The following is a 26154-nucleotide window of genomic DNA, read 5'->3' as shown; positions in this document are numbered from 1 at the left end:
CGGACAACTGTGTCCGGTTGTAGGCTACACCCGTGCCACCGACAGCAAAAGCGAACCGCGGACCAAGCGCAGGACCCGAGAATCGTCGGGCCCTCATCGCTGCGGCGCGCGAGGTTTTCGCGACCGACGGGCTCTCGGCGCCGCTCAGCGCCGTCGCCCGCAGGGCCGGTGTTGGCCAGGGCAGCCTGTACCGGCACTTCCCGGAGCGGATGGACCTCGCCGTTGCCGTCTTCGACGAGAACCTCACCGAGCTCGAGGCGTTTGTCGACAACCCGGGTTCGACGCTCGGTGCCCTGCTCACCCTGGTCATCGAGCAGGCCGTCGTGTCGACGGCGTTCATCGACCTGATCTGGGCGAACTCACACGACGCGCGGGTGCTTCACCTGGGCGATCGGCTTCGGAGCATGGTGGACCGTGAGCTCACCCGCGAGAAGGAGGCGGGGAGGATCGGAGCACACGTCGATCCCGAGGACGTGCTGCTGGCTGTGTCGATGCTCGCCGGCGTTCTCGCCCGAACGGATGCCGATGATCGGCCAGCCGCCGGGCGCCGAGCCGTGAGCCTGTTTACGCTGGCGTTTTCCCCGCGCTGACCCCGCGTGCCGAGCGCTCGTCCGCGACCTGCTCGCGGACGCCCGCTGCCACCTCGGCGAAGACTTCGATGGTGTACGCGTCGTCCGTGACGAGAATGAAGCCCGAGGTCCCGTACTCAAGCGCGATGCCGGCGAGCTGATCGATCCACTGGTTGGGCGGTCCGACGAGCAGACCCTGTCCCGCGGCGGTGAACCGGCCCGCGACGTTGAGCAGGCGGCGAATGGCTCTCGGATCCCGCCCGGCGCGCGTCGCACCGTCGTCGATGTGTGCGTTCATCGCTGTGAGATCGCGCGGCCCGCCTGGGAGGTAAGCGAGAGAGGGCAGCCAGCCGTCGGCCGCGCGGCCCGTCATGCGGAGGATTCTCGGCTTGAGCGCTCCGACCCAGATGCCGATGTCGTGAGCGGGCTTCGGGCCACGTTTGGCGCCGTCGACGCGATGGAAGGAGCCGTCGACGACCAGCCGGCCGGGAGCATCCGTCGCCCAGATTCCCCGGATGATCTCGATCGCCTCTTCGAGGGCCTCGATCGACTCACCCGGGGTGAGCCTGGTGCCACCCATCGCGACGATGGGGTCCCAGAAGCCACCGGCGCCGATGCCGAGCTCGACCCGGCCGCCGCTGAGCAGGTCGAGACTCGCGGCGCTCCTCGCGAGCACCGCCGGCTGGCGAAGCGGCAGGTTGAGCACGTTGGCGCTCAGGGAAATGTTCTCGGTCCTGGCCGCGGCGTATGACATGAGGGTCCAGGTGTCGTGGAAACCCGGCTGATACGGGTGGTCCTGGAAGGTCGCCAGGTCGAGTCCGGCTCGATCGGATACCACCGCCATCTCCACGGCGTGCATCGGCGGGTTGTTCGTGGGTGTGATGAACGTGCCAAAGAGCAGGTCGTGTCCGTAGTCGGTCATGAGGTCGCCTCCGTGAGAGTCGCGTTGCTGTGGGTCGGCGAGGTCGCCGCGGTGATCGGGAAGTTGTCCCGGAAGACGTGGTCAGGGTCGAAGCGTGCCTTGAGCTCACGAAGCCGGGCGAGCGTCTTCGGCGGGAACGCGTCGGCCAGGCGTTCGGGCCTCGTGTCGGTCTCGAAGCTCAGGTAGATGCCGTCAAAGAACGGGTACAGGGCCTCCCAGGCGGAGTCGAGCCGTTGCCGGTTCGAGCCGAGCGCGACAACCGAGAAGTTGGCGTTCCGATGTGCGTACGCTGTGGCATCCGGATGGATGTCGGAAATCGCTCCGCCAACCGCCCGGATCTGGAAGAAGTACACGATTCCGCTGGAGATGAGCCGTGCTGCCGCCGCGGCGAATTCCGGGGTGATGTGTTCCAGAAGGCCGGTGCGTGCCACGGGCTGGCCCTGGCCGCCGTTGGATTCACCCTGGGCGTTGGCCATCACCGCCGCGTATGGCGTCAGCTGAACGGACTGGCTGTAGAGCGGGGAGATGTTCGCGAAGGGCTGGAGCCGCTCGACGATGGTGTCTGGGTCACTGGAGTCGACCATCGCCATGATCTGGGCGACGGCGGGCTGGCCGGAGCGGGGAGGGCCCATGATCAGGAAGCTCGTGGTGTCGCGGGGGGCGGTCTCGCTCAGGTGGCCCCAGGTCTCGAGGAAGCCGGCGGTGTCTGTCGCGTCGAGCCCGAGTTGCGCCCAGCCGACGTCTCCGACCTCGTCCACCTCGAACTCGAAGGCGGTTACGATGCCGAAGTTCGCCCCGGCACCGCGGACGGCCCAGAACAGGTCGGGGTTTTCGGTGTCGCTCGCGCGGACGAGCGAGCCGTCCGCGAGCACCATCTCCACTGAGCGGAGGTGGTCGATGGTGAGCCCGTGTTCGCGTCCGAGGAAGCCGACACCGCCCGCAGTGGCCAGCCCGCCGACACCGACGCCGCCGTAGTCACCCGAGCTCAGCGCCCAGCCGTGCGGCGCCAGCGCAGCGGCGACATCCATCCAGCGCGCACCCGGCTCGATGCGGACCCGCCGCGTCTTCTCGTCGAGGACGTCGATGCGGTTCATTCCCGAGAGGTTGATGACGATGCCGCCGTCGTTGGTCGACCTGCCGCTGATGCCGTGCCCACCGCTCCGGATCGACAGCGGGAGTTCGGGGTGTTCGCGCGCGAACTCGAGGGCCGCGGCGATCTCAGCCGGGGTGTGAACCGGCAGGACGAGCCCGGGGGAGCCGCCGCGCAGGTAGGTCGACTTCACCCGGGCATAGCCGAAGTCACCCGGCTCGATGGCGGCGTCGGCGAGGATCCCCGGGACAGCGTCATAACGGATGCCCTCACGCCGTTTCGCGATCGCCGCCGACCCGCGGACGCGCGCGGTACTGGCGGGCTGGGGCAGCGCCGAGGTCACGGCCTCGCGCAGGGCGGGGACGACCTCGCTCGCGAATCGCTGCAGCACGGCGTCGTCGTTCGACGCCAGGAGAATGGCACTCGCGCCCTGGTCGACCACCAGGGGAAGCAGGTCGTTCACCCAGTCCGAGGCGGTTCCGGAGAGGAAGCCGTCGTTGGTGTTTCCGAATGTTCCGCGGATCGTCACGAGCCTGCGCACCTCCCGCGGATCGCGACCAGCAGCGCTCGCCGTCTCGTCGAGGAGCCGGTTGTGGGCCGCAAAGCCGCCGAGGCCCGAGCCGTCGACCTCGGTAAGCCAGCCGTCGGCTCTCTCTGCCGCGAGTCGCACCAGCTGCGGGGTCCCGCCGCGGATCAGGATCGGTACGTCGTGCGCTGGCGCGGGGCCGGGCTGTGCTCCGTCGACCCGGAAGACGTCCCCCGTGTACCGAACAGTGCCGCGCTCGCCGACGGCCCACATGCGCCGGATGATGTCCAGTGTCTCCCCGGCGACCTCTGCGCTCTCTGCCGATTCGGCGGCATCCGCTGTGTTCTCGTCGCCGAGAGCCACCGTGACTCTGCCGCTGGACAGGAGGTCGAGGCTTGCGGCAGCCCGCGCGGCAACCGCCGGAAAGCTGGAAGGGTCGACCTCGAGCTGCGCGAGCAGGCCGATCCGGTCTGTGGTTCCGGCGATCCAGGCCAGGAGCGTCGCTCGATCGAGACCGGCGGTCCTGGGTGACGAATCGTCGGGCGCGGGATCGTCGGGCACCGAATCGTCGAGTGCAAGGAGGTCGAATCCGAGGCGCTCCGCGAGCCGGGCACGGTTGACCAGCGAGTCGGGGCCGTCGCTCTCGGTTGCGAGGGCGACGCCGAAGATAAGGGGGTGGCCGTAATTCATGGTCATACTCTGACGGACCATGGACATCGCCACCAACAGCAGGTAAGCTACTTACCTCAAGTAAGTGGGGATCATGCGAGCAATGAATATTGAACACATCAATGACGACGAGTGCCGACAGTTTCAGGATGCCGTCGAACTCGCCGGACGCAAATGGAACGCAGCGATCCTGCTCGCGGGTGCGCGCGGGGCGCGGCGCTTCTCGGAGTACCGCGAGAGTATCGATGGCATCTCTGACCGCCTGCTCTCGGCGCGCCTTCGCGAACTCGAAATCGAGGGCCTGATCGAGCGGGACGTCACTCCGACCACGCCAGTGATGATCAGTTACACCCCGACAGAGGATGGTCGAAGGCTCATCACCCTGATGCATCCCCTGGTGCTCTGGGGGAGAAACCGAGCGGTGAAAACCCCGAGGGCGCTGAGCGCCTGATCGCGCGGGTTGGTCAATTCGGCAGGTCTCGTCAGGTGGGAGTGGGCCGTTCGGCGGCCGGGGAATAGCGCGGGGTAGGTCGGCGTTATCGCTCTGAATGACTTCGATTACCCCACAGCCCGCTTCCTCTGACCGCACCGCCACCGAAGGACGCAGCGCGCTCGTGGTCGGCGCGACCGGAATCGGAGGATCCGCACTGGTCGATCTGCTCACGGAGCAGGGCTGGCCGGTCACGGCGCTCTCGCGGCGCCCCGGCGCTGAACGTGAGGGTGTCCGCCCGCTGTCCGCCGATCTTCGCTCGGCCGACGACCTTGCTCGCGTGCTGGCTGATGAGCGGCCGACTCACGTCTTCTTCACCGCCTGGTCCCGGCAGGCGACCGAGGAAGAGAACATCGCCGTCAACGGCGGAATGGTTCGCGACCTGCTGGCGGCGCTGTCTCACGCGCCGCTCGAGCATGTCGCCCTCGTCACGGGACTCAAGCACTACCTCGGCCCGTTCGAGGCCTACGGGCAGGGGAACATGCCCGACACTCCGTTCCACGAGGAGGAGGCGCGACTCGACGCCCCGAACTTCTACTACGCGCAGGAGGACGAACTCTTTGCCGCGGCTGAGCGAGACGACTTCACCTGGTCGGTGCACCGCTCGCACACGGTCATTGGTCACGCCGTCGGCAACGCAATGAACATGGGACTCACCCTCGCCGTCTACGCGTCAATTTGTCGCGAACTCGGCACCCCATTCGTGTTCCCCGGATCGCTCACGCAGTGGAACGGCCTCACCGACATGACGGATGCCACGGTGCTCGCCGAGCAGATGCTCTGGGCATCGACCTCGCCCGCGGGGCGCAATGAACCCTTCAACGTCGTCAACGGCGATGTCTTCCGCTGGCGCTGGATGTGGACGCGTCTCGCCGAGTACTTCGGAGTCGAGCCCGTTGGGCCCGTCGCAGAGCCCAACCCGCTTGAGCAGCAGATGGTCGACGCTCAGGACGTCTGGCAGCGGATCGTGGAGAAGAACGGGCTCGTCGAACCGGACCTCGGCCGGATCGCCTCCTGGTGGCACACCGACGCTGACCTTGGCCGCGAGATCGAGGTCGTCACCGACATCAGCAAGTCACGGCTGGCCGGGTTCGGGGTGCACCACCGCACCGTCGACTCGTTCACCGCGCTCTTCGACCGCTACCGGGCCGACCGGCTCATCCCGGGGGCGTAACGCCCCCCTCCGGCTGGCCGAATGCCTTCGGCACTCCGGCCAGCCGGGCAGAACCAACTCCCGTACGCGACTGCGTACGGGAGTTTCAGCGTTTGGCGATCGCCTTGACGCCCCAGATGACAGCGCCCGCCGCGGCAATCCACGGACCGGCGACGAGGATCGGGTCGATCCACTGGTGGTTGAGGTCAACCCGTTTTTTACCGAAGCGCGATGAAATGCCGCCGCGGGTGAACTCGCTCAGCACCCCGGTCTCGGTGATCGGGTTGTCTGGATGCAGGGTCGCGAGTGAACGCAGGTGGCTCCCGACGGCATCCACCCGGTCCGCTCCGAGAAGGATCAGCCAGTGCGCGGCACGACCCTCGCTGTATTTGGCGTACGCGAACCGCCGGAGCACGCCCGACAGTCCGTGCAGCGGCGCCGACGTGCCGAAGACCGGGGTCAGGAACTTGTGCTCAATCGAGCGTTCGCGCGGCACTTTCTCCTCCTGGCGGTCGGGGAAGTCCCAGTGGGCGCCGGTCGCGCCCGGATCGAATCGCTCGCGCGGAACAGACGGGCGGTCCTTCGGGTCGAGGTCGGCACCCCAGCCGGGGATGCGGGCGCGGAGTTCGTCGCTCGATTCGGGAGGCGTGGGGTGCTCAGCTGTGTACGGCATTCTCGTTTTCCTCTCAGGCGCCAGGAACGATGACGGGCTTGATGCAGTCATCGAGTTTCGCGGAGAACATGTGGTACCCCTCGGCGATGTGCTCGAGCGGGATGCGGTGGGTGACGATGTCGTTCGGCTTGAGGTATCCGTTCTGGATGTGCTCGAACAGGCGCGGCCACTGGCGCTTCGCAGGCGCCTGGTTCATGCGGAGGGTGAGCCCCTTGTTCATCGCATCGCCGAATTTGACAGCACTGAACATCGGGCCATAAGCGCCCATGACCGAGACCGTCCCACCCTTGCGGACCGAGTCGATCGCCCAGTTCAGGGCGACGGGAGAGCCGCCCTGCAGCTTGAGCTTCGCTGCCGTCACGTGCTGGGTGAAGTTGCCATCGGCTTCGGCACCGACGGCGTCGATCACGACGTCTGCGCCGAGGAAGTCTGTCGCCTTCTTCATCTCAACGACGATGTCGTCGTACTCGGCGAAGTTGCGGGTTTCGGCGTGAGCAAAGGTACGTGCCTTCTCGAGGCGGTACTCGAGGTGGTCGATCACGATCACCCGGCCAGCGCCCATGAGCCACGCGGACTTTGCGGCGAAGAGGCCGACGGGGCCCGCTCCGAAGACAGCGACGGTGTCGCCCTCGCTGATGTCGCCGAGCTGTGCACCGAAGTAACCGGTCGCCAGTGCGTCGGTGCACATGAGGGCGTCTTCGTCTTCGAGCCAGTCAGGAATGACGGAAGGTCCGACATCCGCGAATGGGACCCGAACGTACTCGGACTGTCCGCCGTCGTATCCGCCGCAGGTGTGTGAGTAGCCGTAGATGCCGCCGACGGCCGTGGCGTTGGGGTTCACGTTGTGGCAGTTCGAGTAGAGGCCGCGCACACAGAAGTAACAGGAGCCGCAGTAGACATTGAACGGCACCATGACGCGGTCGCCGACCTTGAGGTTCTGGACGGACGAGCCAACCTGCTCGACGACGCCGATGAACTCGTGCCCGAAGGTCATCCCGACCCGGGTGTCCGGCATCATGCCGTGATACAGGTGCAGGTCGGAGCCGCAGATGGCCGCGAGAGTCACACGGATGATGGCGTCATTCGGATGCTCGATCGGCGGCATCGCTTTTTCCTCGACTCGAACCTTGTATGGTCCGCGGTACACCATCGCCCTCATCAGATCTCCCGTCGTTGTCTGTGACAGCTAGGTTCACATCAGTGCTGGATCGGTGACAGGGGGTTGTCTCGTCCGGGGCGGCGAGCTATAGGCGGGTACTCGGGCCGGCGAGCGGCGGCATCGTGCACCGGCGCCCATGGGCGCCCGACCACACCCTCGGCACACGATGCCACCGCGCGCCTGATGGGCTGCATGAGCCAGCTCCTCGGGCCGGCGAGCGGCGGAGTTCCCTGCTGGCACCCCTGGGCGGCCGGCCGCACCCTCAGCAGGGAACTCCTCCGCGCGCCTCGTGCAGGTGATCGCACGGTTGACAGGATGCTTTCGCCGATGGTGTCCTGACAAGCGCGCGATCTCCTGTTAACCGGGAGGGGAGGGGAGGTGAGGTGAGGGCGGGGGCGCGCTCTCGTGCTCGCTAGGCTGAGAATCATGACCCGATTCGGTCCCCTCGAAGCCCGCGGAAGCACCCTCGTTCTCGGTGACGCAGGCGGTCACCACGCCGAACTGACGGCATCCGCTCTTGTGCTGCGCGAATTCCAGGAGGAGCCCGTCTCGATCGACTGGTCTCGCGTCGAGCGGATAACCCTTTCGGTGCCGGAGACCCGGTTTCGGCTGCCGGGTTTGGTCGGCACCGTCGGGCTTGCGGTGCTTGGCGGGGTGACCGGTGACATGGGCGTCGCGGGCGAGATCGACGACGGCACACTGCGAGTGTCCATTGCGGGCGCTGACCCCGTCGAAATGCCGATCACCCGGCACCACGTCGGTGGCTACTGGGCGAAGAGCGTGCGGGCAGCGACCGCCCTCTTGAACCGGCTCGGCACTGACCCGGAGGCGCGCCAACTACTCGCCGACCCCGAGAGGGTCGTTAAGCTCCTCGCATCAGGACGATGACGGATGCCGCCCGCTGACAACGACGCAATCGTCGCCGAGATCCGCGCGGTTCTCGATCGTGCCGTCGAGCGGTTGAGTGCTGCTGGAGCGCGGGACGAGGCGCTCGCCGAGTGGGTGCCCGAGCACCGGGTCCTGCTCATTTCGCGACCGCCGGTGCTGCGCTCGCTCGGACGCGTCTGGCGGCTCGGGGTGTTTTTGCTCGGCACCGATGGCACCCTCTACGAAACGGGGCTGACGACGCGCGCACTCGAGCCGGGTCGCCCGGCCTACCAGTCGCAGTCGGCGGAGCAGCGCCGGGCGTACCGCGCCGCGGCATCCCGCGGTCGATTTGCCAACGGCGAGACGGTGAACTTCGACGCGGTTCCCGTCGAGCTCGATGCCGATGTGCTCGCCAGTTCTTCCGGGCGGCTGTTTCTTCAGGGAGGCCGGGCCCTGGTGCGCTGGAGCAGTACCGGTGCGGATGCCGTGGACTTCGCGTCATACCTCGATGATCGGGTCGAGCTGCTCGCGGAGCCGCCGTCCGGGGCGTGACGGCTGGGGAGCGAGCGCTGCGAAGTTGCCCACCCGGGCTGCGCGACAGAAGGACATCGGCGCGAGGCAAGGACGAAAACGCCGGTTCCATCCTTGTCCGGGCGCTATTGCCCTGGCTCGGCTCGCACGATTATCAGGAGATGGCACGAGTTACAGGATGCTGTGGGCGGTTGTGTCCTGATAACCGTGCGATCTCCTGTTAACGGCGCGTTGGCATCCGCTCACTTAACCGTGCGGTCTCCTGATAACGGTGCGTGCGGCATCCGCTCGCTGGTCGCCACGCGGTACTCAGCCGATCGCGCGCGTCACGAGTTCGGCGATCCGCTTCTCATCCGCCGGCGTCAGCGATGTGATCGCGAAGGCCGACGGCCACATGGTGCCGTCGTCGAGCGCCGCACTGTCGTTGAAGCCGAGCGTGGCGTAGCGCGTGTTGAATTTGTCGGCCGGCTGGAGGAAGCAGAGCACGTTTCCGTCCCTGGCGTACGCGGGCATGCCGTACCAGGTCTTCGGCAGGAGCTCCGGCGCGTGCTCGACGATGATCGCGTGCACCCGCTCCGCAATGGCGCGATCAGCGTCTGACATTTCGGCGATTTTCGCACGCAGCTCTGCCTCGCCCTTTTCCCGAGCTTTGGCATCGCGTTCGTCCCGTCGCGCCTCGGCCTTGAGTTCGCGCGCGCGTTCCTTCATCGCCTCGCGCTCTTCGGCCGAGAATCCCTCGCCCGTCGTGCCGCCCGGCGCTGCCTTCTCTGTGTTGCTCATGTGCGGGGTTCCTTCCCGGGTTGTGTGCCTCGCTCCATGGTAGGAACCGAGCGCGGCATCCGCTTCTCGAATTCTGACCCATCGCGCGGTGTCGCATAGGCTGGGCAAATCGCGCGCCGCACACTGCCGTCGGCCACCCACTCCCACATACCTCGATCGGCGACGCCTGTGTCCTCACCAACGACAGCACCGACTGACAGCCCGGCCTTCCCCTGGATCGGACTACTGACCCTCGCCGGGGCAATATTCGTGTCGGTGACGAGCGAATTCCTGCCGACAGGCCTTCTGCCCGAGATGGCCAGCGACCTCAACGTCGGCCTCTCGACGGCCGGGTTCCTCGTCACGGTGTTCGCAGGAACCGTCGTGATCGCGACAACACCGCTCGCCGCACTCACGAGGAAGTACTCACGCAAAAGCCTCGTCGTCGTCGTGCTCCTCGTGCTCGCGCTCGGTAACGTGCTCGCCGCCCTCGCGCCGACCTACGAGATCCTCGTCGGAGCACGAATCCTTGGCGGTCTCGCCCACGGGTTGTTCTGGGCGGTCGTCGCCGCATACTCCGCCCATCTGGTTCCCCGGCACCAGCTCGGCAAAGCCGTCGCCATCACGGCCGGCGGCGGATCGGCCGCCTTCGTCCTCGGCGTCCCGGTCGGGACCGCGCTCGGCCACTCCCTCGGCTGGCGGATGGCGTTCGGCATCATCGCGGTGATCATCGTGATCCTCGCTCTGGCTGTCATCAAGTTCCTGCCACCGGTGAACCACCACGTCGTCGTCAAGACGGGTGAGATCCCGGTGCCGCTGCGCAAGGATCGCAGCATCCGGGGCATTGCACTGCTCTGCGCCGTCATCGTCATCATCATCACCGGCCAGAACATCTACTACACCTACATCGCGCCGTGGCTGATCGACGCTGCCGGGTTCCCGGAGACCTCGGTTGCCTTCCTGCTCTTCATCTTCGGTGGTGCGGGTGCGGTGGGGCTCGTCCTCGCTGGCTTTGCCTCTGACCGGTTCCCGAAGCGTGGCTTCGCCGTGGCGCTCATCGCGATCATGGCAGCGGTTCTCGTGCTCGCTCTGTGGTCAACGCACCCCGTCGTCGTCGTGGTTGCGTTCGTGGTCTGGGGTGTCGCTTTCGGCGGGATCCCCGCCATGCTCCAGACCCGGATGCTGCACACCGCCTCGTTCCGCACGCGCGACCTCGCAGCAGCCCTGCAGACCACAGCGTTCAACATCGGTATCGGCGGAGGGGCGCTCATCGGCGGGTTCCTGCTCGACACCAGGGGCCTGCAATCACTTCCCATTGCCCACGTCATCTTCATCGCCGTCGGCTTCCTTCTGCTCGTGGGAAGTGACGCCATTCGCGCTGCCCGCGCGCGTCGGCCCCTCACCGTCTGAAACCCGGGATTCACGTGACTCACTCGCACTCGCATTCATCCGCCGCGCCCACTTCGGACGCCATCGCGACCCGCCGCCGCGCCAATCGCCTCCTCGCCGCGATCCTGATCCCGCTCACCCTCCTGACCATCCTCGGGATGGCGCTGCTCTGGCCGAACGGCTCGAGCGACGACGTCGAGGTCGGCAACCCATACTCGGTAGCGGGAGGCACCGGTTTTTCAACGGGAACCGTGGAAAGTATGAGTGTCGCGCCCTGCCTGTATCCCTCAGCGAACGCACCGGAGGGGCAGCAATGCATCGTCGTCAGCCTCATACCCGATGATGCGGATGCCGACCAGGGCGCCACAGCAGGCGACGGCACTGTCTCCGTCGAAGTGCCGCCGGAGGTGGGCCGTGAGGTCGACCTGTCCGCCGGTGACCGCATCCGTTACCTGGATCTGGGCGAACGCGTCGACGACCCGGCCGCGCGCTACTCATTCGTTGACTTCGTGCGCAGCGTTCCGATGGCACTTCTCGCGGCGGTCTACGCCCTCGTCGTGATCGTTGTGGCCCGATGGCGCGGGTTCCGGGCGCTGCTCGGGTTGTTCGGCGCCTACCTCGTTGTGGCGAACTTCATCCTGCCCGGACTCGTCGAGGGCAAACCACCGCTCCTGCTCGGCCTCGTCGGGTCGAGCCTCATCATGATCGCCGTGCTGTACTTCGCGCACGGGTTCTCGGCGCGGACATCGACCGCGCTCCTCGGCACGATCTTCGGGCTGGTGATCACGTCGCTCGTCGCGGCCTGGGCAACCGGCGCCGCGAACCTCACCGGGCTCAACGACGAGGCCGACTACACACTGTCGTACGCCACAGACTCGATCTCGCTGTCGGGCATCCTGTTATGCGGGCTCATCATCTCCGGCCTCGGTGTGCTCAACGACGTGACGATCACCCAGTCGTCGGCGGTCTGGGAAATGCACGAGCTGGCGCCCGAGTCGAGTGCCAGGCGCCTCTTCGCCGGTGCGATGCGGGTGGGCCGCGACCACATCGCCTCGACCGTCTACACGATCGTCTTCGCTTATGCGGGTGCTGCGCTCCCGCTGCTCATCCTGTTGTCGCTGCAGGACCGGCCGTTCCTCGAGACGATCTCGAGCGGCGAGCTCGCTGAGGAGATCGTGCGCACCCTCGTCGGCTCCATCGGGCTCGTTCTCGCCATCCCGGTCACGACGGGCATCGCGGTTCTCGTGGTCAAGGCCGTCGGTTCACAGGCGGCTCCACAGGCCGGTTCATCGGCGGCTTCACAGACCCCCTCGCCGATGCCTGTGACGACGGATGCCGCTGGCACCGCGGTATCCGAAGGTCACCGGGCGCAGGCGGCTGGCACCACCGGCAGGTCACATGTGTCGACGACGGTCTCTATGTCACCGTTCGAATCATCGGTTGTCACCGCGCCCGGTGTTGTCAGGTCGACCGGCCTTCTCGACGCGTCGGACGCGCCGCCAGCTGACGACGAACCCCTGACCAGGCGAGAGCGCCGGCTCCGCGACGAGTCGGGCGACGCCGGCGATCCGGCATCCTGAGGTTCGTCCCGCCCGAGCGGTGATGACGTGTCAGAGCGACAGGTCTGGTGGGATGTTGTGGTTTCGCCTGAACAGGTTCTCCGGATCGTACTTCCGCTTGATCGTCACGAGCCGGGCGAGGGTCTCCGGTGGGTACAGCCGAGACGGATGCTCACCCTTGGGCGCGGTCGAGAAGCCACCGTACGTGCCCTGGAGGTGAGGTTCCAGCCCGCCCCAGAGCTGATGGGTGCGCTCGATGGCGTCAGCGGGCGCGTCAGGCGGCAGGAACGCCGCGGAGATGATGAGTGCCTCGCTGTCACGGAAGGCAAAGGCGGTGGCGTCGTTCGGGACCCGGTTGAAGGCGCCGGTCAGGCTCCTGACCATGAGCACCGAACCGCCCAGCTCGGTGTACACAGCGGCCAGCGGGCCGATGAACTCGTCGCTCAACTCCCGCGCGAAAGCGTTGTGGGTGACGATCGTCATTCCCTCGGGCGGGTGCGCCTCTTCGAGTACGGCGGCATAGGGCTGCGGCGCGATGTCATCGCCGTTCAGGCCGGGTAGCGCGCGGAGGGGAGCGATCGCCGCCTCGGCCTCTGGTGCGTCGTCGCCTGCGTAGCAAACGAGAATCTGCACGCCGCCGGGCATTCCCGGAAAGTCCGGCATCGCGAGGAAGGTCGAGTTGAGGGCCTCCGGCGCCTCGCGCATAATGTCGCTCCACCGGGCCAGCAGTTCGGCGAGATCTCCTCCGGAGAACCGGAGCGTTCCTGCAAAGACGCGGCTGATCGGCTCGGCTGTGAAGGTAAAGCTCGTGACCACGCCGAAGTTGCCTCCTCCGCCCCGGATGGCCCAGTACAGGTCGGGGTTCTCGTCGGCGCTCGCCCGCACCTGTTCGCTTCCGGCGGTGACGACGGATGCCTCCACCAGGCTGTCCACGGTAAGGCCGACCGTGCGAACCAGCCAGCCGATTCCTCCGCCGACACCGAGGCCGCCGACTCCGACCGACACCGTGTCGCCCGAGCTGAGCGCCAGCCCCTCGGCTCCCAGCGCCGTCGCGACATCCCCCCACACGGCACCGGAACCGATTCGCACGAGCCCCCGAGAGGGGTCGAGCACCTCGACCCGGTTGAGGCGCCGAAGGTCGATGACGAGGCCACCCTCGTTCGAACTGAACCCGCTCGAGCTGTGGCCGCCGCTGCGGATCGAAAGCTCGAGTTGGTGCGACCGCGCGAATGCGACGGCCACAGCGACATCATCCGCGTCAGAGACCTGCACCACGACGGCGGGCGCGCCAACCCGGCCATAAACGTTGCCGTAGGTAGCGCTTGCCGCCTCATAGTCGGGGTCGGCTGGCATAACCACGCGTCCGGCAACGGCCTGGGCGAGGTCGGCGATAGCGTCAGGGTGCAGGGAAGAAGAGTCGACCGTCGTCATGATTGCGCTCCACAGCGTCAGGATTTCGGTCGAGTTTTCTCCTCACGCCGCGAGGCGTCAAGGGCTCAGACGCTGGTTTTCGGCACGGTTCTGCCAACCTCGATGGAGCGTTCCGAACGGGAAAACGCTTAGCGCGCTGTTGCGCCAGACCCTGCCGGAGTCTCTTTCGCGTCCTGCAGCGGGAACACGACCTTCTGCACGATGATGATGGCCGAAGCGGCGACCGGAATCGCCACGAGCGCACCGAGGATGCCGCCGATCGCTCCGCCACCGACCGCCGCGATCACGACGATCGCTCCCGGCACGGCGACGGCGCGGTTCATGATCCGCGGGCTCAGCACGTATGCCTCGATCTGCATGTAGACGAGGTAGTAGATTCCGGCGATGAGTGCCGTCAGCGGGGAGACGAAGAGGCAGATCAGCGTGTTGATGATCGACGCGGTCAGGGTCCCGACGAGAGGGATGAGCGAGCCGAGGAACGCGATGACAGCGAGCAGGAACGGCAGCGGCGCACCGATGATCGACAGGAAGATCAGGCTCAGGATGCCGTTGACGAGCGCGAGTGAGACCTGGCCGACGACGTAGCGGCCGACAGCACCGGTGATCTCCTCGGTGATCTGTGCGAAGTTCACGCGGCGGTACGCGGGCACGAACCGGTAGGTGATGCCCTTCATCGAGCGGAGCGACGCAAGGAAATACAGGGTGAGGATGAGGACGATGGTTGCGCCGGTGACGCCGCTCGCGACGCCGGCACCGACCGCGGCGATTCCGCCACCGATGGCGACGAGGTTCTTGGGGTCACTGATGAAGTCGATCGCGCCCGAGATGCCGCTCTGGATGCTGAACGTGCCGCCAAAAGTGTTCTCGAGGTCCTTGATGAGGGAACTGTTGGTCAGGTCCTTCTCGAGCTTCGGCAGGTCGTTGATCAGGTTCGTGCCCTGGTTGATGAGCACGGGGATCACCGCGAAGAGCAATCCTGCGAACACGCCGAGCACGGCGATAACAACGAGGAGGATAGCCAGGGCACGCGGAATCCGCTTTTCCAGCCAGGTCACAAGCGGGTCGAGGCCGAGCGCGAGGAACAGGGCAACACCGATGTAGATCAGGACGGTGCTGAGCTGGCTGATCACACCACCGATGAGCAGGGCAGTGAGGACGCCGAGCCCCCCGACGAGGCCGATCCTGAACGCATTGATGCTGAAGCCGGGCGCGCCACCGCCGGTTTGAATGGCGATATCGGGTTTCAGGTCGCTCGAATCCGGGGTCTTCCGAATCGACTGCTGGCGCGTTCTACGCATGGTTCCCTGCCCCCCGCGCCACGGCACCCGGCGAGATACCGGAAAGTGGCGCTTTCTAAGTCAATCGTGCCTCACCGCACGCCAGGAACCTATCGGCTCGCCGAATACCGAGGGTCTGCCGATCTGCTCCTGTGCGTGGGTGGCTCTACGCCTGAGGAACAGCGGCCTCGGCGTGTGCGCTCGCGAGAACCTTCTCGAGGGCGGCGGATGCCTCTTCCGGGGTGAACTTCTGTGCGAGGGCGAGTTCGGACTCGAGGATCTGGCGGGCCTTCATGAGCAGTCGCTTTTCACCGGCCGAGACTCCGTGGTCCTGGTCGCGGCGCCACAGGTCACGGACGACCTCGGCGACGCGGTACACGCTGCCACTGGCCATCTTCTCCTGGTTGGCCTTGTAGCGGCGTGACCAGTTGCCCGGTTCTTCGACGAACGGCTCGCGCAGGACGTCAGAAACGGCCTGTACACCGGCGGCGTCGATGACGTCACGGACTCCAACGAGTTCGGTGTTGTCGATGGGCAGCTTGATGACGAGCTCGCTGGTGTGAGCGCTGAGGGTCATGACCTTCTTCTCAACACCCTTGATCAGCCTGGTTGAGATTTCGGTGATGGTGACCGCGCCGTGGTGAGGGTAGACGAGTGTTTCTCCGACGGTGAAATTCATTTCCGGTGTACCTCTTTTTTCAATCGGTCCTTCAACGAAGGACAACGTGGATGCCGGTCGGCGCGGTGAGCGACCGGTCGGGGATTCAGCAAAACTGGGGTTCGACGAGCGTTTCCGGCAGGAGCCGCACGAGCTCATCCACCAGGTCGTCGTCGGAGATCGAGACGCGGCCTTTCATCGTCGAACCAATAAGGGTGAGCGCTCCACCCGCCACGAATGTCGCGGTGAGCTCCGGTCGTGGTCCGGTCAGGCCCCCGAGCGTGTCGATCGAGTCGAGCCAGAGGCTCGCATAACCGTTCACAACCTCGTCGTACGCCCGACGGGACAACGACAGGTCGAGGACACTCGCGTAGACCGGGTAGTGCTTGACCATGTGCGTGAGAAGCCGACGGTATCCGTCTCGTGCCGCGTCGTGCCGGCTGTCGGCATCCGTTCGGATCACATCGGTGACGGATGCCCGCACCTCCGCGAGCTGCACGTGCAGGTATTCACGGGCCAGGTCATCGAGGCCGCTGAAGTGGGCGTAGAAGGAACTGCGGCTGATGGCCGCCGCTCGGACGATGTCACTGACGGTGAGCGGTGAGGTTCTGGCGGTGGCGAGTGACTCGACGGCCGAGAAGATCGCCCGCCTCGTTTTCTCGGCGCGGGGGTCGGATTTGCTCATGCGTTCCGATTTGAGAATGCGCTCAGAATTGAGAACGCGCAGGGACTCCATCGGGGTCTCTGCGCGCAACATCAGACCAGTCTACCACTTCTCGGACACGTGTCCGACATTGTGCCACCGCATCCGTGGTAGTGGGGTTTCGCGCTCGGTGTGCGCCGGATGGGGCGGCGCTTGCCGTGTCAGCTGGTCGACGGCGCCTCGTCGACAATGCCGATGAATCCGCTGCCGATCCCGTCGACCTCCGACCTGCTCATGCCCTGGCCCGGTTCCGGCAGTTCGTCCGGATCGTGGTGCGAACAGGTGAGGTAGCTGAACGTCGGCCACCACTTCTTCGGCCGTGCCGTCTCGGTGAAGCCACACACGTCACACCTGAGTTCCACCCAGACCGCCTTCTTGCCGGTGCGGTTGGCGCGGGACTGGGCAAGCCAGGCCGGTGGGGTCGCGTCGAGCTCGTCGAGCTCCTGCTCGCTCATTCGCGAGGGGATGCCGTGGCGCACCGCCATTTCAAGCGGAATGTCCAGTCGCTGTGCGGCTTCTCTGCGTGTAACCATGTCGCTTAATGATAATCGGTGGCCGTTGTCGTCTCTCCACGGTTGCCGATTTATCCACAGTTGGGGCCGCGGCAATGAATTTCCCAGCCTTGGCCGTTAGTGTGGGTTGGACCCGTATGACGACTTCGGCCCTATCCGGTCGTCCGATCGAATCAACACTGCCCCGGCGCGCACGTTACCTCTGTGCCCGTTGTGCGGCTGGAGACTACATGAGTGACCAGAACCCCGACCTCGCCCCACAGGGCGGCACGGGTGACCCCGCTGGCTCAGCTGGCTCCTTCCCGACCAGGGCGAGCCTCCGCAAGGCAGCAGGGCTTCAAGCAGCAGCGCCCGTTTCGAGCGAACCCCGACCAGCGATGCGCGAGGTTGGCGGAAAGCCAGCACCTCGCGCAGCGACAACCGCAACGCCGGCCGCGAAGAAGCCGGCTGTGAGCGGATCACGCTGGCGCAACATCAGGTCAACCGTCATCATGGCGCTCGTCGTGCCCGGTATTTTCGGAACGATGGCACTGCCCGCATATGCGTTTGAGACGACACCGGACGCCACTGTCGCTCCGGTCCATGACACCGGCGCGCAGTCGCTCATCGTCAACGACTGGACCGCAGAGACCGTGAGCCGCGACAGCTACTCGGCGACCTCGCCTGAGGAGCTTCAGGCGACCAAGGCCGCGCTCGCCGCCGCGGCTGCCGAGGCGGCTGCAGCAGCAGCCAGGGCCGCGAACAAGACAAGCTCGAACTCGAGTTCGAACTCGAGCTCGACCAGTGTCGAGCCATACACCGGCCCGGCAGGCGCCTGGGTGCGCCCGGTCGGCGGAAAGATCTCATCGTCATACGGCCCCCGCGGACTCATCTGCAACGGTGCCGGATGCTCCAACTCGTTCCACGACGGCGTCGACTTCAGCGGTAGCTGCGGCACCCCGGTGAAGGCCGTGTCTGCGGGGCGTGTCACGTTCGTTGGTGCTGCCGGCAGCTACGGTAACCGCGTGATTGTCGACCACGGCGGCGGAGTCGAGTCGGTTTACGGCCACCTGCAGGGCGGGTCATACCGCGTGTCGGTTGGCGACATGGTCGACCCGGGAACGGTTGTTGCCGGGATCGGTGCCACCGGCGTTGTCACCGGATGCCACCTTGACCTCAAGATCCGCGTCAACGGCAGCTTCACGAACCCCGTACCCTTCCTCGCGAACCGGGGCCTTCAGCTCTAGCTGGATGTCGTGAGTGGCTCGATATCGTGAGCTGCTCATGAGCGCGAGTCTCTCGATATCGTGAGCCCGCTGGCCTAGCCTGAGCACATGCCATGGTCAGCCGTAATCGCCGGAGTTCCGTCGGGCGTGCGCGCCTGGCGTCTGCCGCTCGCCGTGCTGACCGCCACACTTTCCGCGGCCGTGTTGTTGCCCTCGGATGCTGCGAGTGCAACGGCGGACGTACTGCCGGCGACCAGCGCCACCACGTCCGTTCCGGCCGCTCCCGCGACGGGAACGGTTATCGCCACCCTGCGCATTCCGCGATTCGGTGCGGACTATGCCGAACCGATCGGCGAAGGCGTCAGTGAGTCCAGGGTGCTCAACTCGATGATCGGCCATTTTCCGGAGACCGCTCTGCCCGGCGAGCCGGGCAACTTTGCTCTCGCCGGGCATCGCGTCACCCACGGCAAGCCGTTTCACCTGATCGGGAGCCTCGTGATCGGGGATCCGATCGTGGTCGAGACCGCGGACGGCCAGTACCTCTACCGATTCCGATCGTCCGAATATGTGCCGCCGTCCGCGATTGACGTGACGTATCCGGTCCCGCGGCAGGAGGCATCCGTCGACCAGGAAAAGGTCATCACCTTCGTCGCGTGCAACCCGTTATTCTCCACGGCGGAGCGCATTATCGCGTACGGCGTTTTCGAATCGTTCACGACAGTGGGCCAGGGGTCGGCCCCGGCGGGTTAGGTCCGGTGCGCGAGGTACCTGCGGCACCGGTCTCCTCAGAACCCGAGGCTGATCAGCGCTTGAGCGGGGCTGTGCGCGGTCCTGCGTCGTAACGGGCGAGGGCGTCGGCATCCTGGGCCAGGCGGGAGGCCCTGCGCGCGGTGTCGAGCGCTTCGACCGGATCGTCGGCAGCCTCGGCCAGCGCGAGTTGCCGTTGCGCCTCGGCCAGTCGGGTCCGAGCATCCGCCCCGACCCGTCCGCGATTGTCTTCGATGAAGCCGCCCGCCACATCGAGGTGACTCCTCGCCGAAAAGAGCGCACCGCGCAGGGCTTCCCTGGCGTTCTCGATGCGTTGCTCTCTGCTCCGAGCTGAGGCGAGTGCGGCGTCGAGGCGCGAGACGGCGTCGCGGAGTTCGTCGAGGCGGGCGAGCGGGTCAGGCAACTGCCTGCGGTCGGTGACGAGCGCGATCGTCGCCGTCACGACATCCAGCGCGCGCGAGATCTCGTCGGCGGATTCCGGAAGCGGCGCTTGATCGCGCCTGGCCGTCGCCTCGCTCACCGCCCGGCGGGTCTTCGCAACGGCGGTCGCGAGTTCGGCGCTCGCTGCATCCAGACCTGATGCCGTTCTGGCCACCGATTCGAGGGCGTGCCTCGCCGTGAGAAGGTGTCCCGATGCGCGCTCGATGTCAGCCGTGGCCGGCTCGTTCGCCGCGACCCGCGCGCGGGCCGTCTCGAGCGACGTTCGCGCTTCGGCAAGAGATCCGCTGGCGCTATCGACGGCGCCCTCGACACCGGCGTACGTTCCGGGAGCATAGGTCTCGCTGAGCCTGTCGAGTGTGGCCTCGGCCTCCGGTACCTGTGCTTCTGCGGCGGCAACCGCGACCTCGAGCTCGGCCAACTGCTCAGGAGCGGAACGCTCAAGGGCCCGCATGCCGTCGAGGGTCGCCGTCTGCCCGCCGACGGACTCGGTGATGAGCCCGCACAATTCAATGATGCGCTGGGACCAGCGGCGCCGCTGGGACTCGCTGTCGGGAATAGCGTCGTGAAGTTGCTGGTGGAGCTCGAATGCTTCGCGGAGCTGTGCCCGGCCACTCGTCACCGCTCGCTGAAGCTCGGCGGCGGCACTGTCACCGAACTGGGCGCGTGCAAACTCGGCCTCATCCTCGGCCTCTCGCAGGAGATCATCCGCTCGAACGAGTTCGACCGCCGCCGATTGTTCGATCGCCCGAAGGGTGGAGACCGGATCGATACCGCGCTTGCGTTGCCGCGCACGCATCACCCGAGCCGCGAGAATCACCGCGATCGCGGCGGTGCCGAAGACAATGAGGGACGGGAGCCACCAGAGTCCGTTGAGCATGTCCCGAGTGTAGTTGCGGCCGGTGGGAGCCAGCCGAGAACCGGCGCGCTCCGGTGCTAGCCGATGAGGAGCTTGGCGAGCTGGTCCGTCGAATGTACAACGGCAAGTGCGTGCTCAGCCTCAGCCGGTGAGCCGTAGCCCCACTCCACGAGGATCGTGGGGATCCCGTGAGCGGCCGCCCCTTCGACGTCGTGGTGGCGGTCACCGACGAGGACGACCTTCGAGAGGTCGACATCCTTCGCCGTCAGCCTCTTGAGTGCCTCCTCGACGACGTCAGCCTTTGAACTGCGAACCTCGTCTTCGGAAGCACCGCACAGCACGGTGAAGTACCGGCTGAGCGCGAAGTGGTCGAGGACCGCCTGGACCTGCGACTCCGGCTTGCTGCTCGTGATGGCGAGAGGAATGCCCTGGGCAAAGAGAGCCTTGATGATCCCGGCAATCCCCGGGTACACCGCCGAACCGGTCCACGGCCCCTCGACCGCTGAAATCGCGCGGTAGACCATGAGGGCATTCTGCGCCTCGTCAGGGGTCATGCCCGCGCGTTGTTCGAGTGACTCGAGCATGGGCGGGCCCACCCACCCGAGCAGCTCCGCTTCCGATGGCACCGGACGGCCAAGCTCTTCGAAGGTCTTGACCAGTCGCGCAACGATTCCGGGGGCGGAATCGGTGATCGTTCCGTCGAGGTCGAAGAGCACGCACGACCAGTTGCGGGTGATGATCGAGCCAGTGCTCGTCAGTTCGGGTGAGGTAATAGACATAGGGACTCCATGATAGGCACTCTGTCGATCATCACAACAATTGCCTGATTCCCAGCTGGAAGAGCTAGAACAGCCGGCCGTCGGCGTTGTCGAGTCCGCGCATCGCGTCGTAGTCGAGGACGAGGCAGCGGATGCCGCGGTCTTCGGCGAGCGTGCGGGCCTGCGGCTTGATCTCCTGCGCGGCAAAGACGCCCGAAACCGGGGCGAGGTGCGGGTCGCGGTTCATCAGTTCGAGGTAGCGGGTGAGTTGTTCAACACCGTCGATGTCACCGCGGCGTTTGAGCTCGACAGCGACCGATGCGCCCTTCTCGTCGCGCGCGAGGATGTCCACGGGGCCGATGGCTGTCATGTACTCGCGGCGGACGAGGGTGTGTCCGTCGCCGAGGAGGTCAATCTGCTCGGCCAGAAGCTTTTGCAGGTGTGCTTCGACGCCGTCCTTCTGCAGGCCGGGGTCGATGCCGAGTTCGTGCGCCGAATCGTGCAGCACCTCGTAAATCGAGACGATGAGCATGTCGCCGGTCTTCGCGTGGGTGACCTTCCAGGTCTCTGTCACGCCGGCATCCGCCTGGTCAGAATCGGGCTCGCCGATGGCGAGCGTGCACGGCGGGCTCATCCAGTTGAGCGGCTTGTAGCTGCCGCCGTCCGAGTGGACGAGGAGGCTGCCGTCGCTCTTCACCATGAGCAGGCGGGTGGCGAGCGGAAGGTGCGCCGAGAGTCGTCCGGCATAGTCAACGGAACACTTCGCAATCACCAAACGCACTCGAGAAGTGTAGCCCGGCCCGGAGGCCAGTTTGCGCGCTCGACCGCCGCGAGTGTCGGGGCTGGGCAGAAAACCCGGCGCAGGCGAAGCCGATTCTCAGGCGGAATGCACCGGCGCCGCCGGCTCCGCATGGCGCTCGCGGGCTGCGGGCGAGGCGAGGCCGGAGAGTACGACGAGCACAAGCACGACGAAGAGCGCGTTGAGCAGTCCGACCTGATCGCCGAGCAGGCCGATGAGCGGCGGTCCGACGAGGAATGCGAGGTATCCGATCATGGCGACGGCGCTGACCCGCGCCGCGGCGTTTGCGCCCTCCGCTGCCGCTGACATCCCGAGCGGGAAGCCAAGGGCGCTGCCGAGGCCCCAGAGGATGGTGCCACCGATGACGATCCACAGGTCAGCACCGAGGATGAAGGCAAGCAGGCCGACCACCGCAGAGACCGCGGAGACCTGGAGCACGCGCACGCGACCGAAGCGATCGATGAGCGGGCCTCCCGCCACCCGGCCGACGGTCATCGCCGACACGAAGACGCCGAAGACGAGCGCTCCGGTGGGCTCCGTCAAACCGTGACCCTCCACGCTCGCCAGGGCGAGCCAGTCGTTCGCGCTGCCCTCCGCGAACGCCATGCCCAGCATGATGACGCCGATGAGGATGAGCCGCAGGTCGGCCCAGACCGCGAGGCTCGACCGCAGCCTGGCCTTCCAGTCCTGCTTGTGCGCGTGTGCCTGGGTGGAGTCGCCGAGGTCCTCACGAACGGGCACGTACCTCACCGCGACCACAACGGCCAGAGCGATGATCGCCGCCATGGCGATGGCGTGCCAGACCAGCCCGATTTCCAGGGCGGATGCCGCTGCGCCGATTCCCGCGCCGAGAACGGTTCCGACGCTGAAGAACGCGTGCATGAGCGGCAGCACTGTCTTGCCGAGTTCGGTCTCGGCCGCGGCGCCCTCGACGTTCATCATCACGTCGACGCTGCCGTTGCCGAAGCCGAACAGCGCCAGCCCCACGAAGACCAGCACCGGTGAGAACACCACTCCAGCGCCGACGCCGATGATCGCGAGTCCGACCGCGACGCAGCCGAGCGAGAACACCATTCCCGTGCGGGCGCCGAAGCGGGCCATCAGCCACGCTGAGGCCATGAGCCCGAGGATCGATCCGGCACTCATCCCGAGGATCAGGATGCCGATCGACCCGGTTGTGACGTCGAGGTTCTGCTTGATCTCAGGCAACCGGGCCGCCCAGGTGGCGATACTGAGCCCGGAGAGCGTGAAGATCACGAAGATCGCGTTGCGCCATGCAACGAGCTCAGAGCGCGGGCGGAGGGCGGGTGCGTGGGGCGACATGCAGATCCAGTGGGGTGTGTGCGGGTGAGGAAGCGGGAGAACCGGTGAATTGAATCGAATCGATTCGACCATCCGCTTCGCCTAAGCTAACCCCAGACAACACCGCCCGGTCAAGGCCGCAGTGCCCACACCGATCGGCCCGGCGATCGCGAGGACGAATGACCAACCAGCCAGCGGCATCCGCTTCGGTTCCACACGGAGGGCGCCCGACGCTCGCCGCCGTCGCGGCACGTGCCGGCGTGTCGCCCTCGACGGCGTCGCTCGCTTTCAGCGGTCAGGGGCCGGTGTCGGATGCCACGCGGGAGAAGGTGCTGACGGCCGCCCGCGAGCTGCACTACGGCGGGCCTGATCCGCTCGCCCAGTCGCTGCGCCGCGGCCGGAGCGGCATCGTTGGCGCCCTCATCCCCGCGCGAATCGGTGTCTCCTTCCGTGACCCGGTTCTGATCCAGACGCTCGACGGCCTCGCCGAGGAAATTTCGAGCATCGGTGCCGGTCTCCTCCTGATGCCGGACCTCGGTGATGGGGTGGTCAGCGTCACAACGGCACCGGTCGACGCGGTGGTTCTCGTCGGGTGCAACGCGGATGCCGTCGAAACGCTCGATGTGCTTCGTCGCCGCAACATCCCGATCGTTCAAATCGAGGGCCCGGGTGACAATGGCGTCCTTACCGTGAGCGTCGACAACCGGGGCGGGTCGAGGCAGCTGGCACAGCACCTCAAGGACCTCGGTCATTCGCGAGTCGCGCTGGTCACCCTCGGGCTTGACCGGGATTCCACGCCGGCGCCGCTGACACCCGAGCGTGAGGCTCGCGCCACGGTCACGACGACCGTCGATAGGATCGCAGGGGTCCGCGACGTGTATCCGGAGGTCTCCGGCATGACCGCCGGCGGCAGTCGCAGCGACGCCGGGCGTGAAGCGGCTCTCGCGCTGCTGGATGTCGAGCCGGGGAAACGGCCAACCGCGATCATCGCCCAGAGCGACGTGCTCGCCGCAGGGGTGATCGCAGCGGCAGAGGAACTCGGCCTTCGCGTGCCAGACGATCTCAGCGTTGTCGGCTTTGACGGCATCCGGGTTGACGGACTCGAACGACGGCTCACAACGATCTGGCAGCCGTCCCAGGGCAAGGGCGCGGCCGCAGGGAGGGCAGTCGTCGAGATGCTCGCGGGTCGGTCGGCGGACCCCGTTGCGTTCGACGTGCGATTCCAGCCGGGCGACACGACGGGACCAGCGCCGCACTGACCGCGTGGTCTAGGCCCGCTCGCCGTCCTGCACCATCACCGCGAGGATCCGGTTGAGATCCATCGCCACAGCGGCAACGGGCGTGAGTGCCGATGGTGCGCTTTCGGTCTGCTGATCGATGCGATCGGTGAGCGCGTCGACCGCCCCGCGCGCCGCCTCGACGGCATCCGCCACATCACGCTCGGAGTTCCGTTTCTTGAGGGGGTCGGCGACGGCGTGGAGCGCCTCGGACAACGGCTCGCGCAGCGGTTCAGGGACCTCGGAGTGGAACGGAGCATCCCAGATCGCGGCGGCGAGCACCTCGGTCAGGTCGCGCACGTGGAAGGTGATGCGCTCGAGGTCGGCGAGGTCTCGGTAGTCGTCGTCGAGGTTCCGTTTGTGGCGGCGCGCGCGGGGATTGCCCTTCCTGCTCTCGTCGGCCTCACCGACGGCCACCCGAACGGCGGTTGCCGTCTCGGCGAGTGTATTGCTGCGGCTCGCCCACCCCTCGTGCTCTGGCGGCCAGTTCTCGACGAGGGCATCACCGACCTCCTCGAGGTGCTTCGCGAGCAGGCTGCGGAACTGGGCGAGCTTGACGACGGCGCCGTTGAAGTTGAGCGGTGGCAGGATGAGGAAGTTGACGAGGAGACCGACGGCAACCCCGACACTCATCTGGACGATATAGCCGATCGAGTACGAATCAGCGTTCGGGCCACCGACGATGAGCACGAACAGCGCGGCAACGGGAACGTAATCGCCGCCGGTCGTGAGCCACTTGCTGCCGGCGATGAGTACGCCGACGCCGATAACGAGCGAGATCGTGACGACGTTCGGCGCCGCGACAATGAGCACTATGGCGGCGAGCAGGATGCCGATGGCGAGCGAGGCGAGCGTCTCGACGCTGGTTCGTAGTGAGCTCATGAGCGTGGGATACATGCTGATGAGCGCGCCGAGCGGTGCGTAGTACGGGTACTCTTCCGCGACCCCCGGCACCAGGGGAGCGATCAGCCAGGCGATGGCGACAGCGATCGATGTCTTCACAGCGAGCAGGAATCTGGGGTGTCTGAGCCAGGCTTTCAGGCGCGCACCGGTTGTCTGCACCGCGGTGCGTGTTGCTGACGTCATTGGTTCATCATCACAAACCCCGCTGGGAAGGCGGCGGGGTGCTCTGCCGCCTTCGAGTTGCACCAGCCGGGACGGCTCCGGTTCGCTCGCGGCGCGCGGCTCAGCGGTTCTGGGCCGCCCATTCCCGGTCGAGCACGGCGTAGACGCCCGTGTCGCCCCACTCGCCCTTGACCCAGATGTCCTCCAGGTAGTGCGCCTCCTTGCGCATGCCGAGTCGGCGGCACAGGCGCACCGAGGGGTCATTGGCGGGGTCGAGCTTCGCGATCACCCGGTGGGCGCCCATCCTGCGGAAGGCGAAGTCGACAGCGGCGGTCGCGGCCTCCGTCGCGTAGCCCTGGCCCGAGTAGTCGGGGTGCAGGATCCAGCCGACCTCGACACTCTGGTTCTCGGCGTCGTCGATATTCAGGTAGATCAGGCCGATGACCTGCTGGTCGTCCCGTCGCTCCATGGTGGGCTGAATCCAGTCGCCCGAATTCTCCAGTCGCAACTTCGTCGACGCTTCGGCGATCTTCTCCTCGATGGTGGCTCGGTCGCGCGGCTCGTAGAGGAGATAGGTGCAGACATCCTCACGGGACTGGAACGCATGGATCGGGTCGACGTCGTCCATGATGGGCAGCCGCAGGGTGAGCCGCTCGGTCTGGATAGGGCGGGTGAACTCGGTCGCGCGCATGCCTCATGCTAACCAGCACCGGTTCGGTCGGCCAGTGCCGGGTTCTCGGCGCCCG

26 protein-coding genes are annotated in these 26154 nt (G+C 66.5%); 10 read left to right on the top strand and 16 right to left on the bottom strand.

Features of this window, described 5'->3' with window-relative positions:
- Positions 1–32: 32 nt before the first annotated feature.
- On the top strand, positions 33–590 hold the full coding sequence (locus AC1C2M_RS12115; protein WP_495433187.1) for a TetR/AcrR family transcriptional regulator: 558 nt from the start codon (positions 33–35) through the stop codon (positions 588–590).
- Here the strand turns inward: AC1C2M_RS12115 and AC1C2M_RS12110 are convergent.
- Both AC1C2M_RS12110 and AC1C2M_RS12105 read right to left on the bottom strand, forming a co-directional pair.
- The gene (locus AC1C2M_RS12110) at positions 565–1491 is read right to left on the bottom strand and encodes an LLM class flavin-dependent oxidoreductase (protein ID WP_495436705.1); all 927 of its coding nucleotides are present in this window, start codon (positions 1489–1491) and stop codon (positions 565–567) included. The two genes, AC1C2M_RS12115 and AC1C2M_RS12110, sit on opposite strands and share 26 nt — an antisense overlap.
- The gene (locus AC1C2M_RS12105; protein WP_495436703.1) at positions 1488–3797 is read right to left on the bottom strand and encodes an LLM class flavin-dependent oxidoreductase; all 2310 of its coding nucleotides are present in this window, start codon (positions 3795–3797) and stop codon (positions 1488–1490) included. Before AC1C2M_RS12105 ends, AC1C2M_RS12110 begins: the two co-directional genes overlap by 4 nt.
- An 82-nt stretch (positions 3798–3879) precedes the next feature.
- Between AC1C2M_RS12105 and AC1C2M_RS12100 the strand changes: the two genes are divergently transcribed.
- Positions 3880–4227, top strand: a complete 348-nt coding sequence (locus tag AC1C2M_RS12100; protein ID WP_495436701.1) for a winged helix-turn-helix transcriptional regulator — start codon at positions 3880–3882, stop codon at positions 4225–4227.
- Positions 4228–4324: 97 nt separating this feature from the next.
- Complete coding sequence (locus AC1C2M_RS12095; protein ID WP_483406581.1) at positions 4325–5440, top strand: SDR family oxidoreductase; 1116 nt, start codon at positions 4325–4327, stop codon at positions 5438–5440.
- A gap of 85 nt (positions 5441–5525) precedes the next feature.
- On the opposite strand, the gene AC1C2M_RS12090 is transcribed toward AC1C2M_RS12095, so the two are convergent.
- Entirely contained in the window at positions 5526–6092 is a 567-nt protein-coding gene (locus tag AC1C2M_RS12090) for a hypothetical protein (RefSeq protein WP_483406582.1), read from the bottom strand.
- A 13-nt stretch (positions 6093–6105) separates the two neighbouring features.
- Positions 6106–7251 carry a zinc-dependent alcohol dehydrogenase gene (locus AC1C2M_RS12085; RefSeq protein WP_483406583.1) on the bottom strand — a complete coding sequence of 382 codons (1146 nt, stop codon included), beginning with the start codon at positions 7249–7251 and terminating at the stop codon, positions 6106–6108.
- A 426-nt stretch (positions 7252–7677) separates the two neighbouring features.
- Between AC1C2M_RS12085 and AC1C2M_RS12080 the strand changes: the two genes are divergently transcribed.
- On the top strand, positions 7678–8139 hold the full coding sequence (locus tag AC1C2M_RS12080) for a hypothetical protein (RefSeq protein ID WP_495436698.1): 462 nt from the start codon (positions 7678–7680) through the stop codon (positions 8137–8139).
- A 3-nt stretch (positions 8140–8142) separates the two neighbouring features.
- The gene (locus tag AC1C2M_RS12075) at positions 8143–8670 is read left to right on the top strand and encodes a hypothetical protein (RefSeq protein WP_495436696.1); all 528 of its coding nucleotides are present in this window, start codon (positions 8143–8145) and stop codon (positions 8668–8670) included.
- 288 nt (positions 8671–8958) lie between these two features.
- Here the strand turns inward: AC1C2M_RS12075 and AC1C2M_RS12070 are convergent, their stop codons facing one another.
- On the bottom strand, positions 8959–9429 hold the full coding sequence (locus AC1C2M_RS12070; RefSeq protein ID WP_483406586.1) for an iron chaperone: 471 nt from the start codon (positions 9427–9429) through the stop codon (positions 8959–8961).
- Between the two features lie 168 nt (positions 9430–9597).
- Between AC1C2M_RS12070 and AC1C2M_RS12065 the strand changes: the two genes are divergently transcribed.
- Complete coding sequence (locus AC1C2M_RS12065; protein ID WP_483406587.1) at positions 9598–10818, top strand: MFS transporter; 1221 nt, start codon at positions 9598–9600, stop codon at positions 10816–10818.
- A gap of 14 nt (positions 10819–10832) precedes the next feature.
- Complete coding sequence (locus AC1C2M_RS12060) at positions 10833–12377, top strand: YibE/F family protein (RefSeq protein WP_495436694.1); 1545 nt, start codon at positions 10833–10835, stop codon at positions 12375–12377.
- Positions 12378–12407: 30 nt separating this feature from the next.
- On the opposite strand, the gene AC1C2M_RS12055 is transcribed toward AC1C2M_RS12060, so the two are convergent.
- The 5 genes from AC1C2M_RS12055 to AC1C2M_RS12035 form a co-directional block, all read right to left on the bottom strand.
- Entirely contained in the window at positions 12408–13787 is a 1380-nt protein-coding gene (locus AC1C2M_RS12055) for an FAD-binding oxidoreductase (protein WP_495436692.1), read from the bottom strand.
- 128 nt (positions 13788–13915) lie between these two features.
- Positions 13916–15085 carry an AI-2E family transporter gene (locus tag AC1C2M_RS12050; protein WP_495436690.1) on the bottom strand — a complete coding sequence of 390 codons (1170 nt, stop codon included), beginning with the start codon at positions 15083–15085 and terminating at the stop codon, positions 13916–13918.
- Positions 15086–15230: 145 nt separating this feature from the next.
- Positions 15231–15743, bottom strand: a complete 513-nt coding sequence (locus AC1C2M_RS12045; protein ID WP_108389832.1) for a CarD family transcriptional regulator — start codon at positions 15741–15743, stop codon at positions 15231–15233.
- 85 nt (positions 15744–15828) lie between these two features.
- The gene (locus AC1C2M_RS12040; protein WP_495433177.1) at positions 15829–16479 is read right to left on the bottom strand and encodes a TetR/AcrR family transcriptional regulator; all 651 of its coding nucleotides are present in this window, start codon (positions 16477–16479) and stop codon (positions 15829–15831) included.
- A gap of 107 nt (positions 16480–16586) precedes the next feature.
- Positions 16587–16958: a hypothetical protein gene (locus AC1C2M_RS12035; RefSeq protein ID WP_495433175.1), complete on the bottom strand. Its 372-nt coding sequence runs from the start codon at positions 16956–16958 to the stop codon at positions 16587–16589.
- 209 nt (positions 16959–17167) lie between these two features.
- Here AC1C2M_RS12035 and AC1C2M_RS12030 point away from each other — a divergent pair, with 209 nt between their 5' ends.
- Positions 17168–18163, top strand: a complete 996-nt coding sequence (locus tag AC1C2M_RS12030) for a M23 family metallopeptidase (protein ID WP_495433174.1) — start codon at positions 17168–17170, stop codon at positions 18161–18163.
- 87 nt (positions 18164–18250) lie between these two features.
- Positions 18251–18892, top strand: coding sequence for a class E sortase (locus AC1C2M_RS12025; protein ID WP_495436688.1), 642 nt, complete (start codon positions 18251–18253; stop codon positions 18890–18892).
- A gap of 52 nt (positions 18893–18944) precedes the next feature.
- Here the strand turns inward: AC1C2M_RS12025 and AC1C2M_RS12020 are convergent, their stop codons facing one another.
- From AC1C2M_RS12020 to AC1C2M_RS12005, 4 genes are all read right to left on the bottom strand, one after another.
- The gene (locus tag AC1C2M_RS12020; protein WP_495436686.1) at positions 18945–20228 is read right to left on the bottom strand and encodes a coiled-coil domain-containing protein; all 1284 of its coding nucleotides are present in this window, start codon (positions 20226–20228) and stop codon (positions 18945–18947) included.
- A gap of 56 nt (positions 20229–20284) precedes the next feature.
- The gene (locus AC1C2M_RS12015; protein ID WP_495436684.1) at positions 20285–20986 is read right to left on the bottom strand and encodes an HAD hydrolase-like protein; all 702 of its coding nucleotides are present in this window, start codon (positions 20984–20986) and stop codon (positions 20285–20287) included.
- 64 nt (positions 20987–21050) lie between these two features.
- Positions 21051–21746 (bottom strand): endonuclease NucS, encoded by a 696-nt coding sequence (gene nucS, locus AC1C2M_RS12010; protein ID WP_495436682.1) that lies wholly within the window; start codon positions 21744–21746, stop codon positions 21051–21053.
- Positions 21747–21842: 96 nt separating this feature from the next.
- On the bottom strand, positions 21843–23087 hold the full coding sequence (locus AC1C2M_RS12005) for an MFS transporter (protein ID WP_495436680.1): 1245 nt from the start codon (positions 23085–23087) through the stop codon (positions 21843–21845).
- A 158-nt stretch (positions 23088–23245) separates the two neighbouring features.
- Between AC1C2M_RS12005 and AC1C2M_RS12000 the strand changes: the two genes are divergently transcribed.
- Complete coding sequence (locus AC1C2M_RS12000; RefSeq protein ID WP_495436678.1) at positions 23246–24325, top strand: LacI family DNA-binding transcriptional regulator; 1080 nt, start codon at positions 23246–23248, stop codon at positions 24323–24325.
- A gap of 9 nt (positions 24326–24334) precedes the next feature.
- Here the strand turns inward: AC1C2M_RS12000 and AC1C2M_RS11995 are convergent, their stop codons facing one another.
- Both AC1C2M_RS11995 and AC1C2M_RS11990 read right to left on the bottom strand, forming a co-directional pair.
- Positions 24335–25429 (bottom strand): FUSC family protein, encoded by a 1095-nt coding sequence (locus tag AC1C2M_RS11995; RefSeq protein ID WP_495436676.1) that lies wholly within the window; start codon positions 25427–25429, stop codon positions 24335–24337.
- A gap of 100 nt (positions 25430–25529) precedes the next feature.
- Positions 25530–26099, bottom strand: a complete 570-nt coding sequence (locus tag AC1C2M_RS11990; RefSeq protein ID WP_495436674.1) for a GNAT family N-acetyltransferase — start codon at positions 26097–26099, stop codon at positions 25530–25532.
- Positions 26100–26154: the final 55 nt, after the last annotated feature.

This window comes from Mycetocola sp. Y444 (assembly GCF_059445295.1).
The sequence above is the reverse complement of the archived record's forward strand: the minus strand, read 5'-3'. Positions and strand labels throughout refer to the sequence as shown.

Excerpts from the sequence above, each read along its gene's own strand:
- AC1C2M_RS12110 (WP_495436705.1), bottom strand. The coding sequence starts at position 1,491 with ATGACCGACTACGGACACGACCTGCTCTTTGGCACGTTCATCACACCC.
- AC1C2M_RS12105 (WP_495436703.1), bottom strand. The coding sequence starts at position 3,797 with ATGAATTACGGCCACCCCCTTATCTTCGGCGTCGCCCTCGCAACCGAG.
- AC1C2M_RS12100 (WP_495436701.1), top strand. The coding sequence starts at position 3,880 with ATGAATATTGAACACATCAATGACGACGAGTGCCGACAGTTTCAGGAT.
- AC1C2M_RS12095 (WP_483406581.1), top strand. The coding sequence starts at position 4,325 with ATGACTTCGATTACCCCACAGCCCGCTTCCTCTGACCGCACCGCCACC.
- AC1C2M_RS12090 (WP_483406582.1), bottom strand. The coding sequence starts at position 6,092 with ATGCCGTACACAGCTGAGCACCCCACGCCTCCCGAATCGAGCGACGAA.
- AC1C2M_RS12085 (WP_483406583.1), bottom strand. The coding sequence starts at position 7,251 with ATGAGGGCGATGGTGTACCGCGGACCATACAAGGTTCGAGTCGAGGAA.
- AC1C2M_RS12080 (WP_495436698.1), top strand. The coding sequence starts at position 7,678 with ATGACCCGATTCGGTCCCCTCGAAGCCCGCGGAAGCACCCTCGTTCTC.
- AC1C2M_RS12075 (WP_495436696.1), top strand. The coding sequence starts at position 8,143 with ATGCCGCCCGCTGACAACGACGCAATCGTCGCCGAGATCCGCGCGGTT.
- AC1C2M_RS12070 (WP_483406586.1), bottom strand. The coding sequence starts at position 9,429 with ATGAGCAACACAGAGAAGGCAGCGCCGGGCGGCACGACGGGCGAGGGA.
- AC1C2M_RS12055 (WP_495436692.1), bottom strand. The coding sequence starts at position 13,787 with ATGACGACGGTCGACTCTTCTTCCCTGCACCCTGACGCTATCGCCGAC.
- AC1C2M_RS12050 (WP_495436690.1), bottom strand. The coding sequence starts at position 15,085 with ATGCGTAGAACGCGCCAGCAGTCGATTCGGAAGACCCCGGATTCGAGC.
- AC1C2M_RS12045 (WP_108389832.1), bottom strand. The coding sequence starts at position 15,743 with ATGAATTTCACCGTCGGAGAAACACTCGTCTACCCTCACCACGGCGCG.
- AC1C2M_RS12040 (WP_495433177.1), bottom strand. The coding sequence starts at position 16,479 with ATGTTGCGCGCAGAGACCCCGATGGAGTCCCTGCGCGTTCTCAATTCT.
- AC1C2M_RS12035 (WP_495433175.1), bottom strand. The coding sequence starts at position 16,958 with ATGGTTACACGCAGAGAAGCCGCACAGCGACTGGACATTCCGCTTGAA.
- AC1C2M_RS12030 (WP_495433174.1), top strand. The coding sequence starts at position 17,168 with ATGAGTGACCAGAACCCCGACCTCGCCCCACAGGGCGGCACGGGTGAC.
- AC1C2M_RS12025 (WP_495436688.1), top strand. The coding sequence starts at position 18,251 with ATGCCATGGTCAGCCGTAATCGCCGGAGTTCCGTCGGGCGTGCGCGCC.
- AC1C2M_RS12020 (WP_495436686.1), bottom strand. The coding sequence starts at position 20,228 with ATGCTCAACGGACTCTGGTGGCTCCCGTCCCTCATTGTCTTCGGCACC.
- AC1C2M_RS12015 (WP_495436684.1), bottom strand. The coding sequence starts at position 20,986 with ATGTCTATTACCTCACCCGAACTGACGAGCACTGGCTCGATCATCACC.
- AC1C2M_RS12005 (WP_495436680.1), bottom strand. The coding sequence starts at position 23,087 with ATGTCGCCCCACGCACCCGCCCTCCGCCCGCGCTCTGAGCTCGTTGCA.
- AC1C2M_RS12000 (WP_495436678.1), top strand. The coding sequence starts at position 23,246 with ATGACCAACCAGCCAGCGGCATCCGCTTCGGTTCCACACGGAGGGCGC.
- AC1C2M_RS11995 (WP_495436676.1), bottom strand. The coding sequence starts at position 25,429 with ATGACGTCAGCAACACGCACCGCGGTGCAGACAACCGGTGCGCGCCTG.
- AC1C2M_RS11990 (WP_495436674.1), bottom strand. The coding sequence starts at position 26,099 with ATGCGCGCGACCGAGTTCACCCGCCCTATCCAGACCGAGCGGCTCACC.